Annotated in this window: 13 protein-coding genes; 7 read left to right on the forward strand and 6 right to left on the reverse strand. The window is 69.9% G+C overall.

The features are described 5' to 3' along the window. Positions 1 to 1,134: a CaiB/BaiF CoA transferase family protein gene (locus tag ACN8HC_RS03710; protein WP_490073512.1), complete on the forward strand. Its 1,134-nt coding sequence runs from the start codon at positions 1 to 3 to the stop codon at positions 1,132 to 1,134. Positions 1,135 to 1,152: 18 nt separating this feature from the next. On the opposite strand, the gene ACN8HC_RS03715 is transcribed toward ACN8HC_RS03710, so the two are convergent. Both ACN8HC_RS03715 and ACN8HC_RS03720 read right to left on the reverse strand, forming a co-directional pair. Then, positions 1,153 to 2,004, reverse strand: coding sequence for an enoyl-CoA hydratase-related protein (locus tag ACN8HC_RS03715; protein ID WP_490073513.1), 852 nt, complete (start codon positions 2,002 to 2,004; stop codon positions 1,153 to 1,155). Between the two features lie 20 nt (positions 2,005 to 2,024). Further along, a complete protein-coding gene (locus ACN8HC_RS03720) occupies positions 2,025 to 2,513 on the reverse strand; it encodes an acyl-CoA dehydrogenase family protein (RefSeq protein WP_490073514.1) in 489 nt (162 codons plus the stop codon). A gap of 377 nt (positions 2,514 to 2,890) precedes the next feature. Between ACN8HC_RS03720 and ACN8HC_RS03725 the strand changes: the two genes are divergently transcribed. Beyond that, the gene (locus tag ACN8HC_RS03725) at positions 2,891 to 3,883 is read left to right on the forward strand and encodes a GNAT family N-acetyltransferase (RefSeq protein ID WP_490073515.1); all 993 of its coding nucleotides are present in this window, start codon (positions 2,891 to 2,893) and stop codon (positions 3,881 to 3,883) included. On the opposite strand, the gene arsM is transcribed toward ACN8HC_RS03725, so the two are convergent. Further along, positions 3,870 to 4,664: an arsenite methyltransferase gene (arsM, locus tag ACN8HC_RS03730; protein ID WP_490073692.1), complete on the reverse strand. Its 795-nt coding sequence runs from the start codon at positions 4,662 to 4,664 to the stop codon at positions 3,870 to 3,872. The genes ACN8HC_RS03725 and arsM overlap by 14 nt on opposite strands. An 89-nt stretch (positions 4,665 to 4,753) precedes the next feature. Between arsM and ACN8HC_RS03735 the strand changes: the two genes are divergently transcribed. Further along, entirely contained in the window at positions 4,754 to 5,113 is a 360-nt protein-coding gene (locus tag ACN8HC_RS03735; RefSeq protein WP_490073516.1) for an ArsR/SmtB family transcription factor, read from the forward strand. Here ACN8HC_RS03735 and ACN8HC_RS03740 read toward each other — a convergent pair. Continuing rightward, positions 5,110 to 6,435, reverse strand: coding sequence for an HNH endonuclease (locus tag ACN8HC_RS03740; protein ID WP_490073517.1), 1,326 nt, complete (start codon positions 6,433 to 6,435; stop codon positions 5,110 to 5,112). The genes ACN8HC_RS03735 and ACN8HC_RS03740 overlap by 4 nt on opposite strands. Before the next feature lie 436 nt (positions 6,436 to 6,871). Between ACN8HC_RS03740 and ald the strand changes: the two genes are divergently transcribed. Further along, positions 6,872 to 7,987, forward strand: coding sequence for an alanine dehydrogenase (ald, locus tag ACN8HC_RS03745; protein WP_490073518.1), 1,116 nt, complete (start codon positions 6,872 to 6,874; stop codon positions 7,985 to 7,987). 28 nt (positions 7,988 to 8,015) lie between these two features. Here the strand turns inward: ald and ACN8HC_RS03750 are convergent, their stop codons facing one another. Both ACN8HC_RS03750 and ACN8HC_RS03755 read right to left on the reverse strand, forming a co-directional pair. Continuing rightward, on the reverse strand, positions 8,016 to 8,657 hold the full coding sequence (locus tag ACN8HC_RS03750) for a class I SAM-dependent methyltransferase (RefSeq protein ID WP_490073519.1): 642 nt from the start codon (positions 8,655 to 8,657) through the stop codon (positions 8,016 to 8,018). 48 nt (positions 8,658 to 8,705) lie between these two features. Then, a complete protein-coding gene (locus tag ACN8HC_RS03755) occupies positions 8,706 to 9,029 on the reverse strand; it encodes an antitoxin (protein ID WP_490073520.1) in 324 nt (107 codons plus the stop codon). 108 nt (positions 9,030 to 9,137) lie between these two features. On the opposite strand from ACN8HC_RS03755, the gene recC reads away from it, so the two are divergent. Genes recC through recD form a run of 3 tightly spaced genes read left to right on the forward strand, consistent with a single transcriptional unit; the run spans position 9,138 to position 17,695 of the window. Then, positions 9,138 to 12,521, forward strand: coding sequence for an exodeoxyribonuclease V subunit gamma (recC, locus tag ACN8HC_RS03760; RefSeq protein ID WP_490073521.1), 3,384 nt, complete (start codon positions 9,138 to 9,140; stop codon positions 12,519 to 12,521). Then, complete coding sequence (locus ACN8HC_RS03765) at positions 12,522 to 15,884, forward strand: UvrD-helicase domain-containing protein (RefSeq protein ID WP_490073522.1); 3,363 nt, start codon at positions 12,522 to 12,524, stop codon at positions 15,882 to 15,884. Continuing rightward, positions 15,884 to 17,695, forward strand: coding sequence for an exodeoxyribonuclease V subunit alpha (gene recD, locus ACN8HC_RS03770; protein ID WP_490073523.1), 1,812 nt, complete (start codon positions 15,884 to 15,886; stop codon positions 17,693 to 17,695). The genes ACN8HC_RS03765 and recD overlap by 1 nt, the downstream gene beginning before the upstream one ends. The last annotated feature ends 31 nt before the right edge of the window (positions 17,696 to 17,726 follow it).

Consider the following 17,726-nt stretch of genomic DNA (forward strand, 5'->3'; position numbering starts at 1 on the left):
ATGGGACCGTTCGCCGGAGTCCGGGTGGTCGAGTTCGGTCAGTACATCGCGGTCCCGGCAGCTTCCCAGACGTTGCTCGATCTGGGCGCCGATGTCGTGAAGATCGAATCGCCGAGCGGTGACGCGTCGCGACACATCGGCGAGCTCGGCGAAGGCATCGTGCGTGCGCACAACCGCGGCAAGGAGTCGATCTCGCTCGACCTCCGAAACCCTGACGACTGGCGGCTTGCGCACAACTTGGTGATGGGTGCCGATGTGGTCGTTCAGAACCTGCGCTATGGCGCACTCGAGGCGCTGGGCCTCGGTCCGCAGCGGCTGCGCGCCGAAAAACCGGAGCTGGTCTACGTTTCCGTGACTGGTTTCCCGCCTGGAACGGAGTCGCAGCATCGGTCCGGCCTGGACATCGCGGCCCAGGCGGAGAGCGGCATCATGTCGCTCACCGGTGAAGGCGGGGGTGATCCGCAGCGAGTCGGGTTCCCGGTGGTCGACGCAGCGACCGGATACGCCGTCGTGCAGGCTGTGGCGGCCGGCCTCTTCCAGCGGGAACGAACCGGCGAGGGTATGACGTCACACGTCTCGCTGTTGCAGGTCGCGATCCACCTGCAGTCGCCGATGTGGGGCGAGTGGTCCGTCGCGGGCTCGATGCCCGTGCGCAAAGGCAACGGTCAGGATGCCATGGCGCCGGCGGCGGATCTCGTCGCCACGGCGGATGGCATGGTCATGCTGTCGGCATACGTGCAGAGCCATTTCCGGAAGCTGTGCGAGACGCTTGGTCACCCGGAATGGGCTTCTGATGCGCGCTTTTCGGTCAACGACGCTCGGCGCGCGAACCGCGCCGAGCTGCTGGACCTGCTGCACGGAGTGCTAGGGCAATGGACGACTGCAGAGTGCGTCAAACGACTCGGTGACGCGGGAATCGTGATCGCCGAGGTGCGGGACTACGCCGCCGTGCGCGATGCGCCCGACGTGATGGACGCGGGCCTGCTCGTCGACGCAGTGGACGAGCAGGGCGGGCATTTCCAGATCCCGTGTCTGCCGTTCTCGATCGACGGGTATGAGGCGCCCGTCGGCGGACGGGTTCCCCGCGTGGGCGAACACTCCGAGCGGTTCGCCGAACGTGCCTGGCCTTCCTGATCGCTCCGGCGAACCACGTCAGCTGAACTCCGGCTCGACCCGCCCCGCGAAGACGTCCGGAAAGTCGGCGTTGATCGTCCGGGTGAACACGGCCGGTCGTTTCTCCAGGAACGCGGTGACTCCTTCGTAGGCGTCGCTGCTGCCACCTTGGATCCCCAGTGCCCGAGACTCACAGATGTGTGCCTCCATGGGATGTGCCGAGCCCAGCATGCGCCATACCAGCTGACGGCTCAGGGCGACCGAGACGGGCGCCGTCTCGTCGACGATCTCGGCGGCGAGCGCCCGCGCTGCGGGCAGCAGGTCGTCGCTGTCGTGGGTGCTGCGGATCAGTCCGGAGTCGAGTGCTTCCTGTGCATCGAACAACCGCCCGGTGTAAAGCCATTCGAGGGCGCGGCTCACGCCTACCAGTCGCGGGAGAAACCAGCTGGAACAACTCTCGGGCACGATGCCGCGCCGTGTGAACGGGAACGAGAATCGAGCGGAGTTGCCGGCCAGCCGCAGGTCCATCGCCAGCGTCATGGTCGCTCCGACTCCGACGGCCGGACCATTGATCGCGGCGATGACCGGCTTCCGGGAATTGAATATTCGCAGCGTGACGATGCCTCCACCATCTCGGTGCGGTCCGGTTGCGGCGGCGTCGGGCGCGAACCGTCGGCCTCCTTCGGTCAGGTCCGCGCCCGCGCAGAAGGTGCGGCCCGCGCCGGTCACGATGACTGCTCGGACGTCGTCGTCGGCATCCGTCGCGTCGAATGCCGCGACCAGCTCGTCCCGCATCTGCTTGGTATACGTGTTGAGCTTGTCAGGGCGGTTGAGTGTGATGGTCGCGATGTTGTCGCGTACGTCGACGATGATGGTCTCGAAGTCCGACATGAGGTCTCCTTTCGCGGATGTCATCCGAGCAGCGTGGGGAGTGCACGGGCAAGGTTGCGCTCGTGAATTTGCGAGGCGCCTTCGTAGATCCGCAGTGCACGCACATCTCGCCAGATTCGTGGCACCGGACTGGATCCGACGATGTCCTCGCCGCCGAGCACCTGCAACGCACGATCGGCGATCACGGTTGCCGTCTCGGTGCAGAAGAGCTTGGCTGCCGAGATCCGGTGCCGCGGCGGCCCGGCCCGATCGAATTCGCGGGCACAGTCCAGCACCAGGGCCCAGCCCGGCCTCGAGCTCGGAGTAGCTTCGCCCGAGCATGGATTGGATGGCACCGAGGTCGGCGAGGGGTCGTCCGAATTGATACCTGCTGTGGGCGTGCGAGTGGCTTCCTGCAGAACACGCAGCACCGCGGTTGCCGCCACGTGGAGGCGGGCGTGGCTGATGCCCCGCATTGCCTGTCGCAGGCCCTGGCCTTCGACGCCGCCGAGCAGGGCTGTGTACGGCACGCGTCTCCGAGGTCGCCGCCGGGATCCGTCCGTCGCGGGTGTACGGATATCTTGACTCGTAGTCCGGAGGGATCAGGACGTGCTCGACCGTCCACACCGACTCGAAACCGGCCTCCTCGGCCTGGCAGACCAGCTCACGGGCGGCATCGGGATCCGTGTAGGGACCGGTGTTCGCGTACCGAATTCCGAATTTCACCATGTGCTCCCGCGGTTGATGCTGGGCGCTGGCCGCCCCGGGGGTGAGCCACTGTGCCTGTCGCGAGGGCCAGTCCTCGTATCCTGAAGGAACATGACGCGAGTGTCAATATTGCTGCCGCTGTCATTCGGCATGTCCGGCCGACCTTCGTCCGCCTCGTGCACGCGGGAAGATCTGCGGTATGACGACTGAGCGTGCCGCATCGCCCGACTTCGCCGGACTCGGGTTGGACCCCGCGGACCATCCCGGCTGGGCGGTCCGCGCGTTGCGGCCGGCCGACGCCTCCGCCGTCGCGGCGGCGATGGCTGCCTCCGAGTTGCACGACATCGGCGTGGTCGCGATCGAGGAGGCCGACATCGTGGCCGACTGGCAACGCCCGTCCTTCGACGTGGGCGTCAGCACGGTCGGCGTGTTCACGCCGACCGGTGAGCTCGCCGCATACGCGGAGTATCAGGGTGGCGACAGGTATGACGCCACAGTCGGACCGGCATACCGCCGAAGGGGTTTGGGCACCGCGCTCGCCCGATGGGTGTGCGCCAGAGCGCGGGCAACAGGGGCGAGAACGGTCGGGATGCCCGTGCCGCAGGGCTCCGACGGCGAACGTCTGTTGCGCGGACTCGGCTTCACCGAGCGCTGGACCTCCTGGACGCTGCGGCTGCCTCCGGAGATGCAGGTCGAGCAGCCGACGCTTCCGGACGGGTGCCGGATCCGGAACGCGTCGTCGCCACGGGACCGGGCTGCGGCATACGACATCATCGAGGACGCCTTCCTCGAGTGGTCCGACCGCGACAAGGTGTCGTATGCCGACTTCGCGGCTCAGACCTACGACCGGCCGGGCTTCGAGCACTGGCACATGCGCATTCTGTGCTGTGACACTCCGGACGGCGAACAGGTTGTCGGAGCGGTGTTTTCGTTCATCGACACGAACCAGGGTGCGCTTTACGTCGACCGGCTCGCGGTTCGCGCCGACGCACGCGGGCGCGGCTTTGCCCGCGCGCTGCTGGCGGACGTGTTCGCGATCGGCCACGACCACGGCGTCACCGGCTGCGAGTTGTCGACCGATTCCCGGACCGGCGCGCTCGGCCTCTACACCGGGCTCGGCATGCAGGTCACGAGCACCTGGGTGAACCTGGCCGCACAGTTGGAGCCGGGAGCGCCACTCACTCCGGCTTGACCGCCCGGATCAGTGCCGAGTGCATCCCGGGCGCCGCTTCATGGGTGAAAGTGACGGAAGCCTCTACGAATCCAGCGCTCGTCAGACCGTCCAGGTATTCCGCCCGGGACAAAGCGCCGGCGATGCAGCCGACGTACGAGCCACGCTCGGCGCGGTCGGTCGGGCTCAGGTGATCCTCGGCGACGACGTCGGAGACGCCGATGCGGCCGCCGGGGATGAGGACCCGGAACATCTCGGCGAGCACGGCCGGCTTGTCCGTGGACAGATTGATGACGCAGTTGGAGATCACAAGGTCAACGGACCCGTCGGGCAGCGGCACGTCTTCGATGGTCCCCTTGAGGAACTCGACGTTGGTCGCGCCCGCCTTGGCCTTGTTCGCGTTTGCTAGCTCGAGCATCTCGTCGGTCATGTCCACCCCATACGCGAACCCGGTCGGTCCGACTCTGCGCGCCGAGAGCAGCACGTCGATGCCACCGCCGGATCCCAGGTCCAGCACCTTCTCACCCCCGTGCAGTTCTGCGACGACCATCGGGTTGCCGCAGCCGAGCGAGGCGGCGACGGCTTCCGCCGGCAGCTCGTCCTGCTCGATGGCGGAGTAGAGCGCGGAGCCGAACGCGTCGTCCACTTCACCGGATCCGACGCAGGACGAGCCGTTTTCCGCGGCACTGCAGCACGATGACGCCGCACTGACGACCTCGAGCGCATCGCCCCGGGCACGCGTGACGGCGGTGGCCGCCGCGGCATACCGGCTGCGCACCTGATCGCGGATCTCGTTCCCGATCAACACCAGCCTCCTATTGAAGAACTTCGATGGGATATATCGTGCAAAACGCATCGACGTTCGTCAATGGGTCGAGATACGCTTCTCGCATGGCTACCCGCACCGAGTTGCCGACCATTCCGGTCGGCACTGCTGCCTGCTGTTCACCACTGACCGGCGGCGCGCTCGATGAGGCAGCTGCCGAGCAGTTGGCGCGAGTGTTCAAGGCGCTCGGGGATCCCACGCGCGTTCGTCTGGTCTCCTTGATCGCCGCAGCGGACGGCGCGGAGGCATGTATCTGCGATCTGACCGAGCCGGTCGGTCTCAGCCAGCCGACTGTGTCGCACCACATGAAACTCCTCGCCGACGCAGGGCTCGTGACCCGCGAGCAGCGAGGCAGGTGGGCGTATTACCGGCTGGCGCCTGATGCCTTCGAGGCACTCCGCCGGGTGGTGAGCCTACGCTCCTAATCCTCTTGCTCAGCCTGCTGCGGCAGTGAGGTCCAGTAGCTGAAGGTGATGTCCATGAGGGTGCGTTCGGCGTAGGACCGGGTGGGTGGCGGGAGCCCGGGTGGGGCCGGCGGGTGACTGGTCGTGATCAGGCCGCCGATAGTGAAGGTCGTGGCAGCGGCGTCTCCGGTCACCTGGTAGTCAGGGTGTTCTTTACCGAGATTGCAACGGGCGCACATGCCTTCGCCGTTGCGTTCGCTGGTCGGACCGCCTTCAGCGTGCGGCTGAATGTGGTCGAGGTGTCGGATCGGGGCCGTGCAGAACGGGGCGCGGCATGTCTGGTCGCGCAGCTTGATGAACTTCGCCAGGAGCCCCGTGTAGGTGCGGGACCGGGAATCCATTCCGACCAGGTCGCCGGTGCCGGGGTAGGTGAACAGCCGACGCACCTGCACGGCCTGCTCGGGGTCGGCCACCCAGTCGCGGGCCAGGTCGGCAGGGATCGGGCCGTGGTCCGGCAGGTATGCCGGTGTGTCACCGGTAAGGGTGTCCAGGGGCATGAGCAGGTTGACCTGCACCTCCGGCCGGTCGGCGGGTGTCCGGCCGGTCACCCGCTCCACGAGGGTGTCGGCCATGACTTGCCCTCGTGGGTGCTCAGCCGTGGCGGTGGCGGCCGCGACGGCCGAGAGAGCGGCGTAGCAGGCGACGCCGTCCTTGACCGGCAGCAAGGGGGTCAGCCGGGTCATACAGTCGGGTGCGGGGCGGAGGGTGACCCGGCGGTCGGATTCGGTGCGGGCCCGGCGGCCCGTGATCGAGGCCGGGTCGGCCCGGTAAGCGTGCGCCTGGGCGGACGCGACCAGCCGTCGGTGACTCACGCTGCCCAGTTCGTCGGCGATGGCGGCGTCCACGCCGGCCCGGTCGTCCCGGGTCAGGCACGCGGTTTCCTGACACACGGCGGTGGCGTCCCATTCGCTGATCACGCCGGCGGACAGGGCCGCGAAGGTGTGCGGCAGCTCCTCCACGAGGGCGTGCGCCAACCCGAGCAGCCGCGACCCGAGGTGTGGTGCGCACCGGCGGGCGGCCGCGACCTGAGACCCGACATACCGGGCGGTCTCGGCCTTCGGCACACCGCGCGGCACGTCACGCGCCCGCTGCTTGTCGTGCGCGGCCACGGTCAACCGGGCCTGCAGCGCTGCCAACGCGTTTTTCGCTTCCTCGCAGGCCCGGATCGTGGCGATCGGATCGGTGGTGTCGAGGTCGCCGGTCAGCCGGTCGTGGAACGCGCGGACCCCGGACGCGTCGAGCGCCACATGCGATGCTATATCGTCGCGGAAGTTGCCGTCCATGTGTTCGAGTATCGCACGGATTAGGTTGGGAGGCAACGACTTTGACTGCAGGATGTCGTCCACACCCATCGATGTTTTGCCGCGCTGTCCACAGCCTGGGTAAGCGTGACCGAACGGGTTCGCCGCGGAGGACACCCGGACTGTCTACGCTCGACGAGCAGGATCGCGTCCTATGGCGCAGTCACGCTCGTCAACGGCGCCGCGTCGATAGCGGTGATGCCGCGGGTCATACTTCCCGGGCAGCTGCAGCGTGCCCACGCCCTGCTGGACGGCTCGGACGCCGTTGCGCAGAACGCCGGACCGCGGACATCTCGGTCGCGACGTAGCGGGTGGAAGCCGCCATACGGCACGCGCCGAGGTGCTAGACCTGAAACCGACATCTCGACGTGGTCACCGCGGATCCGATGACCACCCGGCCGCGAAGGAGCACGCACCAGTGAAGATCGCAGTCCCGACAGAGGTCAAGGCGGGCGAGCACCGGGTGGGGATCACGCCCGTGGGAGTGCACGAACTCGTGCGCAACGGGCACGACGTGCTCATCCAGCGCGGAGCGGGCGAAGGCAGCTCGATCGCCGACGAGGCGTATGTCGCCGAGGGTGCGCGCATCGTCGAATCGGCCGACGACGTGTGGGCCGACGCCGACGTCGTACTGAAGGTGAAGGAGCCGGTGGAGGAGGAATACCACCGGCTGCGCGACGGACTCACGCTCTTCACCTACCTGCATCTCGCCGCCGACGAGACGCTCACCCGGGAGCTGGTGAAGTCGAAAGTGACCGGAATTGCTTACGAGACGGTGCAATTGCCGTCCGGCATGCTGCCTCTGCTCTATCCGATGAGCGAGGTGGCCGGCTGTCTGGCGCCGCAGGTCGGCGCCCACGCCCTGATGAAGGCGCAGGGCGGGTCCGGCGTGTTGATGGGCGGTGTCGGAGGCGTGGCGAGTGCGAAGGTCGTCGTGCTCGGCGCCGGCGTCACCGGACAGAACGCCGCCAACATCGCGCTCGGCATGGGTGCGGACGTGACGATCCTCGACACCGACCTCGAGAAGCTACGGCTGACGTTCTGGCGCTACGACAACCGGGTCCGCCAGATCGCTAGCTCGACGATGGCGGTGCGGGAGCAGGTGCTGAGCGCCGATCTGGTCATCGGTTCGGTGCTGATCCCCGGTGCGCGCGCGCCGAAGCTGGTGACCAATGAAATGGTCGCCAACATGAAGCCGGGATCGGTGCTCGTGGACATCGCGGTCGACCAGGGTGGCTGCTTCGAGGACACCCGCCCCACCACGCACGACGACCCGACCTTCCGGGTGCACGGCAGCACCTTCTACTGCGTCGCGAACATGCCTGGTGCCGTGCCGAATACGTCCACCTGGGCCCTCACCAACGCCACCCTTCCGTATGTCGTGCAACTGGCGAACCAGGGCTGGCGGGACGCCTTGCGTGCCGATCAGGCATTCGCGCGCGGTCTGAACACGTATGACGGCGACGTCGTCTGCAAGCCGGTGGCCGAGGCACACGACCTCGAGTATGTCGATCCGGCGGTCGTCCTGGGCTAGCGACGTAGTGAGTCAGTCGTCGGCGACGTCACTCGCTGACGCGGCGGGCGAGGAGCGTCGAGTCGTCGATGTCGATCGTCGCGCCGTCGCGCACCACCGTGCGAGGCCGCTGTTCCACCACCAATGCCTCGAAACCGGCCGGCAATCCGGGCAACAGTTCCGCGGCGAGGAACATCGCGCGGCGCTTCTCCTCGGACAGCTCGGTGAAGTGCGCCACCGGCGAATGGCCGACCACCAGCAGGTGGCCACCCGGAGCTACAGCAGTGGCGAGCCGGCTGACGGCGTCGACCATCCCGCCGTCCGGCAGGTGCAGGAAATGGGTGGTGACGAGGTCGAATGACCGTCCGGCCGCGTCGAATCGGCGGGCATCGACCTGCCACCACTCGGTGCGGTCGGCGACTCCGGCCTGTTCGGCGTGCTGCGCAGCCCGCGCCAAGCCGTTGGCCGAGAAGTCGGCGCCGGTGACCCGCCAGCCCCGCTGCGCCAGCCAGATGACGTCGCCACCCTCACCGCAGCCGACGTCGAGCGCGGTGCCCGGCGGCAGTTTGCCGGCCTCGGTCTCCAGTTGCGGGTTCGGCCGGCCGCTCCAGACGGACTCGTCCCCGGCATACCGTTCCTCCCACGCCGATGCCTCGAAGTCGTTGGCGTCGTCGTGCCGGTGCGTCTGCATGCTGCCAGGATGCCCACGCCGGTGACGTGGACGCAACGGATGGTGCCGTCAGACGCCGCTCGGCGGGGGCGGGCCCGGTGTCGGATCGACGGGTGGGACGTCGCCACCACCACCGGTACCCTCGACCGGGTTGTCCGGGTGACTGCCCGGCCGCTGCTCGGCGAGCTTGTCGGCACCTTTCAGTGCCGCGTCCTGTGCCTTGGCGAGCTTGTCGTGGTATTTGCCCTGCGTCTTCTTGTCGATCACCGACGTCAGCTTGCCGAGCGCCCCGGCGATCTTGTCGCGGTTGTCGTGCGCCAGCTTGCCAGCCTTCTCCTTGGCCTGCTGCGCGGCTTCTTCGGCGTTCTTCTTGAACTGTTCACTGTTTGCCACGGTCGGTCTCCTTGCTGGTCGGGACCTGCTTCCAGACTTCAACTATTGATTGGGGCTGTCCAACATGCAAGCCCGGCTGACGTCGGTGGCACGTCATAAGGTCATCGCGTGACGTTGATCCTGCACCGCGCCGAGCGCACCGACGCGCTCGCCGACGGGCTGGCGCGGCTGCTGGCCGAGCCGCTCGCCGACCCGTTCGTGCAGGAGTTGGTCATCGTTCCCACTCGGGGGGTCGAGCGCTGGCTGGCCCAGTCGCTGTCGCACCACCTCGGCGTGGGCCCGCGCGGTGGTGACGGCATCTGCGCCGGCGTGCGGTTCGTCGCCCCGCGCTCGCTGGTCGCGCTGCTCAGCGGTCGGGAGCGCGACGACCCCTGGGAGCCGGACCGGCTGGTCTGGCCGCTGCTCGACGAGATCGACGCGCACCTCGACGAGTCCTGGTGCCGCACGCTCGCGCGGCATCTCGGGCACGGCGACAGCGGTGAGCTCGGCCAGCACCGGGCCGGCCGCAGGTATGCCGTGGCGCGTCGCGTGGCCGGGCTCTTCGGGTCGTATGCCGTCCAGCGTCCGTCCCTGCTCACCGCCTGGAGTCGTGGCGAGCTGTCCGACGGTGCAGGCGGTGCGCTCGACGACGACCTCGTGTGGCAGGCCCGGCTGTGGCAGCTGCTGGTCGATCGGGTGGACGCCCCGCCGCCTGCGGCGCGTCATACGAGCACGGTCGCCGCACTCCGCGCCGGACGCGACACCACGCCCGATTCATCGCTGCCGCCACGCATCTCGTTCTTCGGGCATACCCGCGTGCCGGTCACGGAGATCGAGCTGATCGACGCCCTGGCGGCGCACCGGGACGTCCACCTGTGGCTCCCTCAGCCGTCGGCCGCGCTCTGGGCGGAGCTGGCACCGACGCTCACCGAGCGCGTCATACCCCGCGCCGACGACCGGAGCGCGGAGCTGGTCCGCCACCCGTTGCTCGCCTCACTCGGCCGCGACGCGCGCGAGCTGCAGCGCGCGCTGCCGGTGGTTCACGACGCAGCGGCTGCGCAGCCGGGCGAGCCGGCCCCGGTCACCGTCCTCGGCCGGCTGCAGCACGACCTGCGCCGCAACACCATGCCCGACCGAGCGACTCGCGCGCAGCGTGCGGTCGGCGCGTCCGACCGGTCGGTGCAGGTCCACGCGTGCCACGGCGCGGCACGTCAGGTCGAGGTGCTCCGTGAGGTCCTCACCGGCATGCTGCAGGACGACCCGACGCTCGAGCCGCGAGACATCCTGGTCATGTGTCCCGACATCGAGAGTTACGCGCCGCTGATCCAGGCTGCCTTCGGCCTCGGCGAGGGCACCGACACCGGCCTGCACGGCGCTCATCCCGCGCACCTGCTGCGCGTCAAACTGGCTGACCGGTCACTCGCCAGCACCAACCCGCTTTTCGAAATCGCCACCGATCTCGTCGACTTCACCGTGGGCCGGCTGAGGGCCAGCGATCTGCGCGCGTTCATCGCCCGCGAGCCGGTGCGCCGCCGGTTCCGGCTCGACGAGGAGGACCTGGAGCGGCTCGCGGGCTGGATCGAGGACGCCGAGATCCGGTGGGGCATGGACGGGACTCACCGTCGGCAGTTCGGGCTGCAGGACGTCGAGCAGAACACCTGGCGCTTCGGCCTCCGGCGGCTGCTGCTGGGTGTGGCGATGAGCCCGGCCGGTGGATCCGCCGTCGGCGACGTGCTGCCGGTCGGCGAGGTGGAGAGTGCCGGCGTCGACCTGGTGGGACGCTTCGCGGAGCTGCTCGACCGCGTCGACGCCACCATGAGTGCCCTGCGCGACGCCCGTAGCAGCGCCGACTGGATGGCCGGCCTGCTCGACGGTGTGGCTCGGCTTGCCGACGTGTCGCAGGAAAATCTCTGGCAGACCGCGCAGTTCGACCGTGAGCTCGAGTCGGTCCGCGCGATGGCGGCGGCGGACACCACCCTGCAGGTGGCCGACGTCCGGGAGCTGCTGCGCGCCCGCCTCGGGGGACGGGCAACCCGGGCCAACTTCCGCACCGGCACCATGACGGTGTGCACGATGCTGCCGATGCGGTCGGTGCCGCATCGCGTCATCTGTCTGCTCGGCCTGGACGACGGTGTCTTTCCACGCACCAGCGGCATCGACGGCGACGACGTGCTCGCCCGCACTCCGCTGACCGGCGAACGTGATCTGCGCAGCGAGGACCGCCAGCTACTGCTCGACGCGGTGCTCGCCGCCACCGACCGGCTGGTCGTGACCTACACCGGCGCCGGCGAGCACACGGGCGCCGAGCGTCCCCCCGCGGCACCGCTCGGCGAGCTCATCGACGCCGTGCGGCGCACCGCTGCCTGGCCGGTCGGGAGGGACGTCGTGGTGCAGCATCCGTTGCAGCCGTTCGACACGCGCAACCTGGTGGCCGGCGCGCTCGACACGCCCGAGCCGTTCAGCTTCGACCACACCGCGCTGGTCGGGGCGCGCGCCGCCCAGCACCGGCGGCCGCGGCGATCCCGGTTGCTGGCGACAGCGCTGTCGGCGCTGCCACCGGACGACATCGGGTTCGCCGAGCTGGCGCGCTTCTTCGAGGACCCGGTCCGCGCCTTCGTGCGTGACCGGCTCGACGTCGCGCTGCCCTACGACGAGGAGGAGAGCGGCGACGCGATCCCCATCACTCTGGACGGGTTGCAGCAGTGGAAGATCGGTGACCGTGCCCTCAGCGCCTCGCTCGCGGGCACCGGACCCGACGACATCACGCGCATGGAGCGGCTGCGTGGCGGCATACCTCCTGGTGCGGTGGGTGACGACGTGCTGCAGCGCACCATCGACGGCGTGACGGCACTGCGAAAGCCGATCGTGGAGTTGCTCCTGCGTGAGCCGTCGAGCGTCGATCTCGACGTGCGGTTGCCCGACGGCCGGCGGCTCACCGGCACGATCGGTGACCTGCGCGGCGAGGTGCACCTGGCGCTCAGCTTCTCGACGCTCCGTGCCAAGCAGCGGTTGCAGTCCTGGCTCACGCTCCTCGCACTCACCGCCGATCACCCCGACCGTCCGTGGCAGGCCGTCACCGCGGGCTGGTTGCGCGGCGGCGCCAACCGGCGCGCCGGCTACTACCTGACCGGTGGACTCGACCAGCAGACCGCGCTGCGGCACCTGGGCGACCTGGTAGACATCTACGACCGCGGCATGCGCGGCCCGATCCCTTTGCCGCTCAAGACCTCCCTCGCTTACGTCGACAAGCTGCGCCAGCGTCCCGGCAGTGAGCGATCGGCCGCTGCCTTCGCGCAACGCGAGTGGGAGAGCACCGGCTTCGGAGAGCGCCGCATCGACGGGGAGAGCGAGACGGCGGCGCACCGGCTCGTCCATGGCGGGACGATTCCCTTCGCGGAGCTGCTCGCCGAGCGCCCCGAAGCTGACGAGGCCTGGAACTCAGCCACGAGCAGGCTCGGCCAATACGCCCTCCGCGTCTGGGGTCCGCTGCTCGACGTCCAGGAGTCGCACTAGATGACCGATACCCTCCGGCCGACCGAGACGTCGTTCGACATACTCGGCCCGCTGCCGAGCGGCACGACCGTGCTGGAGGCCAGCGCGGGCACCGGCAAGACCTGGACGATCGCCGCGCTGGTGGCGCGCTATGTCGCCGAAGGCGTGCACGCTCTCGATGAACTCCTCGTCGTGACCTTCGGCCGCGCGGCATCGCGCGAGTTGCGTGAGCGCGTCCGCGAGCAGCTGGTCGCCTGCGCCGAGGTGCTCGACGATCCGACGGCCATCCCGGCCGATCCGGTGCTCGCCGCTCTCGCCGACACCGAACCGGCCGAGCGCGCCTCGCGGGCGCGACGGGTTCGCGACGCCCTGACCACCTTCGACGAGGCGACGATCGCGACCATCCACCAGTTCTGTCACCAGGTGCTGCGCGGGCTCGGCATCGCCGGCGACAGCGACCCCAGTGCGACGCTGGTCGAGGACGTGGACGACCTGCTGATGGAGGTCGTCGACGACCTCTACCTGCGCGGCTTCGTCCGGCAGCAGGGCGGGCCGGCCTTCTCGCTCGACGAGGCGCGGCGCATTGCGCGCAAGGTCGCCGAGGACCCCAGCGCCGCCATCGTGCCGACCGAGCCCGCGCCGGGGTCGCCAGGGGAGCGCCGGGTGCGGTTCGCGCACGCCGTCCGTGCCGAGCTGGCCAGCCGCAAGCGTCGGCTCGGCATCCTGACCTACGACGACCTCCTCTCGCAGGTCGCCGACGCGCTGCGCGACCCCGCCGGTCCGGCGCGCGAACGGCTGCGCCGGCAGTGGAAGGTCGTGCTGATCGACGAGTTCCAGGACACCGATCCGGTCCAGTGGGAAGTATTCGACCGGGCGTTCCGCGGCCACGCGACCATGGTGCTCATCGGCGATCCGAAACAGGCGATCTATGCCTTCCGCGGCGGTGACGTCACGACTTACCTGCGCGCCGCGCACACGGCGGGCGAACGCCGCACCCTCGACACCAACTGGCGTTCGGACGCCCCCCTGGTGACCGCGCTCGGGCGCTTCCTCGGCGACGCGGCCCTCGGCGATCCCGACATCCGGGTGCTACCGGTGCGCGCGAGCTGTTCGGGCAGCCGATTGCACGGCGCGCCGGCGGCGGCACCCTTCCGCATCCGGTTCCTCGGCGCCGACCAGTTCAGCGCCGCCCAGCTGACGCGAGACGACACCGTCCGAGTCGGCGACTACCGCGCGCGAGCCGCCGCCGACGCGGCCCAGGACATCGCGGCGTTGCTGAGTTCCGGTGCCACCTACCAGGATCCGGCCGGCACCCGGCCGATCGAGCCGAGCGACATCGCGGTGCTCGCATCGCGCAACGACCACCTGGTGCTGATGCAGCAGCAACTGCGCGAGGTCGGCGTGCCCGCCGTCCTGAGTGGCGCCGGCAGCGTCTTCCGGACACCGGCTGCCGAACACTGGCGGACCTTGCTCGAGGCGATGGACCAGCCGCACCGGTCATCCCGCGTCCGCGCCGCCGCCCTCACCCCATTCATCGGGCTGACCGCCGAGCAGCTCGACAGCGACGGTGAGGCGGCCACCGCCGCCGTCACCGACCAGGTGCGTCGGCTGGCCGCGCTCTACCAACGGCGGGGGATAGCAGCGGTTTTCGAAGTCTGCTCGATCGGCGGCCTGCCGGAGCGAGTGCTCGGGCAGATCGGCGGCGAGCGCGACCTCACCGACCTGCGGCACATCGCGGAGGCACTGCACGCGGCGGCCGCCTCCCGCATCGCTGGCCTGCCCGCGCTCATCGCCTGGCTGCACGACCAGGCCCAGCTGGACCGGCCCGCGTCCGGCGACGCGCGGGCGAGGCGGCTGGACAGCGACGACGACGCCGTGCAGCTGCTCACCGTCCACGGCAGCAAGGGTCTCGAATTCCCGGTGGTCTACCTGCCGTTCGCCGCCGACCGATGGGTCGGCGAGGAGGACAACCCGCTCTTCCACGCTCCGGCCGCGGATGGCGCACCGGCGGTCCGGTCCATCCACATCGGCCGACCGGGAGCCGACGTCCGGCGGCTGGCCCGGCAGGAGGACGCCGGGGAGTCGCTGCGCCTCTTCTATGTCGCGCTGACCCGCGCCAAGTCGCAGGTCGTCGCCTGGTGGGGGCAGGGCAACAACGCCCCCGACTCCGCCATCCACCGGATGCTCATCGACCGGGACCCAGCGGGACCGAGCGCCGACGGCACGATCGCCGACTCCCGCAGCCACCGCAGCACCGAGGAGTCGCTCGCCCTGCTGCAGCGTTGGGCCGACGCCGGCGGCCCCTCCTGGGAGAAGGTCACCAAGGCCGGTGTGCCGTCGCTGCAGCACGCCGGCACGCCGGTCGACCTCGCAGTCCGCCGCTTCACCCGGGTCATCGACGAGGACTGGCGGCGCACCTCCTACTCCGCGCTCAGCCGGGTGCTGGAGCAGCTTCCCACCGACAACGTGAGCACCGAGGCGGAGGCCGACGTGCGCAGCGACGAGCCGGCGATCGTGCTGCCCGAGCAGCGCGCCGGCGCGCCCGCTGGCGTGCCGGATGACGCGCTCGCGACGCCGTCCCCGATGGGCACGCTCCCGGTCGGCGCGACCTTCGGCTCCCTGGTGCACGCCGTGCTCGAGACGGCCGACCCGACGGTGCCCGATCTCGGTGACGAGCTGCGCCGGCGGATCCGCGAGCAGCAGGTGCGCTGGCCCGTCGACATCGACGTCGACCTGCTGGCCGATGCGCTGATCGCCGTCTACACCACTCCGCTCGGACCGTTGGCCGACGGTGTGACGCTGCAGTCCGTGGGCCGCAACAAGCTGGCCGAGCTGGAGTTCGAGATCCCGCTCGGGGCACGCGACGGGGACCGCAGGGTGCGGCTCGGTCAGCTGTCCGCCATCCTCCGCCGGCACCTCCCGCCCGGTGACCCACTGCTGCCCTACGCCGACCTGCTCGACACCGAACTGCTCGGCGGGCAGGTGCTGCGCGGCTACCTGACCGGGTCGATCGATGTCGTGCTGCGGGTCGGCGAGCGCTATCTGGTGGCCGACTACAAGACCAACTGGCTCGGACCGGCCGATCAGCCGCTGCTGCTCGGCGCCTACGGTCCCGAGCCGCTCGCAGCCGCGATGGGTCACTCCGACTACCCACTGCAGGCCCTGCTCTATGCCGCGACGCTGCACCGCTATCTGCGCTGGCGGCTGCCCGATTACGACCCGGACCGGCATCTCGGCGGTGTTCTCTACCTCTACCTGCGCGGTATGGCGGGCCCCAAAACACCCCTAGTGGGAGGAAATCCGACCGGTGTCTTTTCCTGGAAACCGCCCACCGAGCTGGTGATCGAGCTGTCCGACCTCCTCGACGGCGAAGGCGGCGTGTGATGGACGCGGTCACCGAAGACCCACGGCTGGCGCTGCGGGCCGACGGTGTGCTCGCCGATGCCAACCGCGCCGGCGTGCTGGACGCTGCCGATGTGCACGTCGCGCAGACCCTGGCCGACGTGGTCGACGAGCCCGACCAGAGCGTCGTGCTCGCCCTCGCGCTCGTCGTGCGCGCCGTGCGCCGCGGGTCGGTCTGCCTCGACCCGCGCGACGCTCTCACCATCCCGGCCGACGCGGACTCGGCCGAGGACGACATGCCGGAAGCCGCGCCGGCCGATCGAGCTGCCCGAGATGCGCTCGCCGCCCGCTGGCCCACGGACGCCGACGCCTGGCTTCGCGCTGTCGAGGACAGTGCGATCTGCCGATCCGGCGTCTTACGCGTCGAGTTCCGCCTGCTCTACCTGGACCGCTATCACCGCGAAGAGCTGCGAGTCGCGCAAACCCTGCGCGAGCGCGCGGCCGAGACGCCGCCGCCGGTCGACTCCGGCGTGCTCACGGCCGGTCTCGAGCGGCTCTTCCCGGAGGCGGCATACGCCGAGCAACGCACGGCAGCCTCGCAAGCCGTGCACCAGTGGACCACCGTGCTGACCGGTGGGCCCGGCACCGGCAAGACCTCGACCGTCGCCCGGCTGCTCGTCCTGCTGGACGAGCAGTGGCAGCGCCAGGGACACACCCGGCCGATGCGGGTGGCGCTCGCGGCTCCGACCGGCAAGGCCGCCGCGCGGCTCAAGGAGTCGGTGACCCAGGCTGCCTCGCTCCTCGCACCCACCGACGCCGCCCGCCTGCAGCACCTCGACGCGATGACGCTGCACCGGCTGCTCGGCTGGCGGCCACGCGGCGGCGACACCTTCCGGTTCAATGCCGCCAACCGGCTACCGCACGACGTCATCGTCGTCGACGAGACGTCGATGGTCGCACTGACGATGATGTCGCGCCTGCTGCAGGCGGTCCGGCCGACGAGCCGGCTGCTGCTCGTCGGCGACGCGGACCAGCTCGCCTCGGTGGACGCCGGCGCTGTGCTGGCCGATCTGGTCGACGGTTACGAGCAGCTGGCCCCGGCGACGGTCTGCCGGTTGACCACCTCGCACCGGTTCGACACCGAGATCGCCGCACTGGCCGCAGCGGTCCGCGGTGGTCGCGCCGACGAGGTGATCGACCTGCTACGTGCCGGTGGCACTGCGGTCGGCTTCATCGAGGACGACGATCCCGCACCGGCGCTGCGCGACACCCTGCTCCGACACGCCCTTCGACTGCGCGAGCGCGCACTGGCCGGCGACGTGCCGGGGGCCTTGGCGGTCCTCGGCGAGCACCGCCTGCTGTGCGCCCGGCGCTCCGGTCCGCGCGGCGTCCGCACCTGGAACTTCCTGGTCGACGAGTGGCTCTCGGAGGCGACCGGCGACCCGCTCTGGGAGCCGATGTATGCCGGCCGCCCGATCCTGGTCACCCGCAACGACTACGCGCTCGCCGTGCACAACGGCGACACCGGTGTCGTCATGGGCGGCGAAGGACCGGCAATCGCGCAGATCGGCACCGCCGCCGGACCGGTCCCGATCGCGGCGAGCCGGTTGTCGGACGTCGAGACGATGCACGCCATGACGATTCACAAGAGCCAGGGAAGTGAAGCCCAGGAAGTCACCATCCTCCTCCCAGACAACGAATCCCCATTGCTCTCAAGGGAACTGATCTACACCGCGATCACCCGCGCGCAGCGACGGGTGACGATCGTCGGCAGCGAGCAGACAGTCCGCACCGCGGTCACCGCTCAGATCCGTCGTGCCACCGGGCTGCGCCGGCGGCTCGCGGACCGCTGAAGCGCGCGCCACGTCGCGGGCGGTGATTCGG

It is taken from the genome of Flexivirga sp. YIM B11880, assembly GCF_058148645.1.

Excerpts from the sequence above, each read along its gene's own strand:
- ACN8HC_RS03715 (WP_490073513.1), bottom strand. The coding sequence starts at position 2,004 with ATGTCGGACTTCGAGACCATCATCGTCGACGTACGCGACAACATCGCG.
- ACN8HC_RS03725 (WP_490073515.1), top strand. The coding sequence starts at position 2,891 with ATGACGACTGAGCGTGCCGCATCGCCCGACTTCGCCGGACTCGGGTTG.
- ACN8HC_RS03750 (WP_490073519.1), bottom strand. The coding sequence starts at position 8,657 with ATGCAGACGCACCGGCACGACGACGCCAACGACTTCGAGGCATCGGCG.
- recD (WP_490073523.1), top strand. The coding sequence starts at position 15,884 with ATGGACGCGGTCACCGAAGACCCACGGCTGGCGCTGCGGGCCGACGGT.
- ACN8HC_RS03735 (WP_490073516.1), top strand. The coding sequence starts at position 4,754 with ATGGCTACCCGCACCGAGTTGCCGACCATTCCGGTCGGCACTGCTGCC.
- ACN8HC_RS03765 (WP_490073522.1), top strand. The coding sequence starts at position 12,522 with ATGACCGATACCCTCCGGCCGACCGAGACGTCGTTCGACATACTCGGC.
- ACN8HC_RS03710 (WP_490073512.1), top strand. The coding sequence starts at position 1 with ATGGGACCGTTCGCCGGAGTCCGGGTGGTCGAGTTCGGTCAGTACATC.
- ACN8HC_RS03740 (WP_490073517.1), bottom strand. The coding sequence starts at position 6,435 with ATGGACGGCAACTTCCGCGACGATATAGCATCGCATGTGGCGCTCGAC.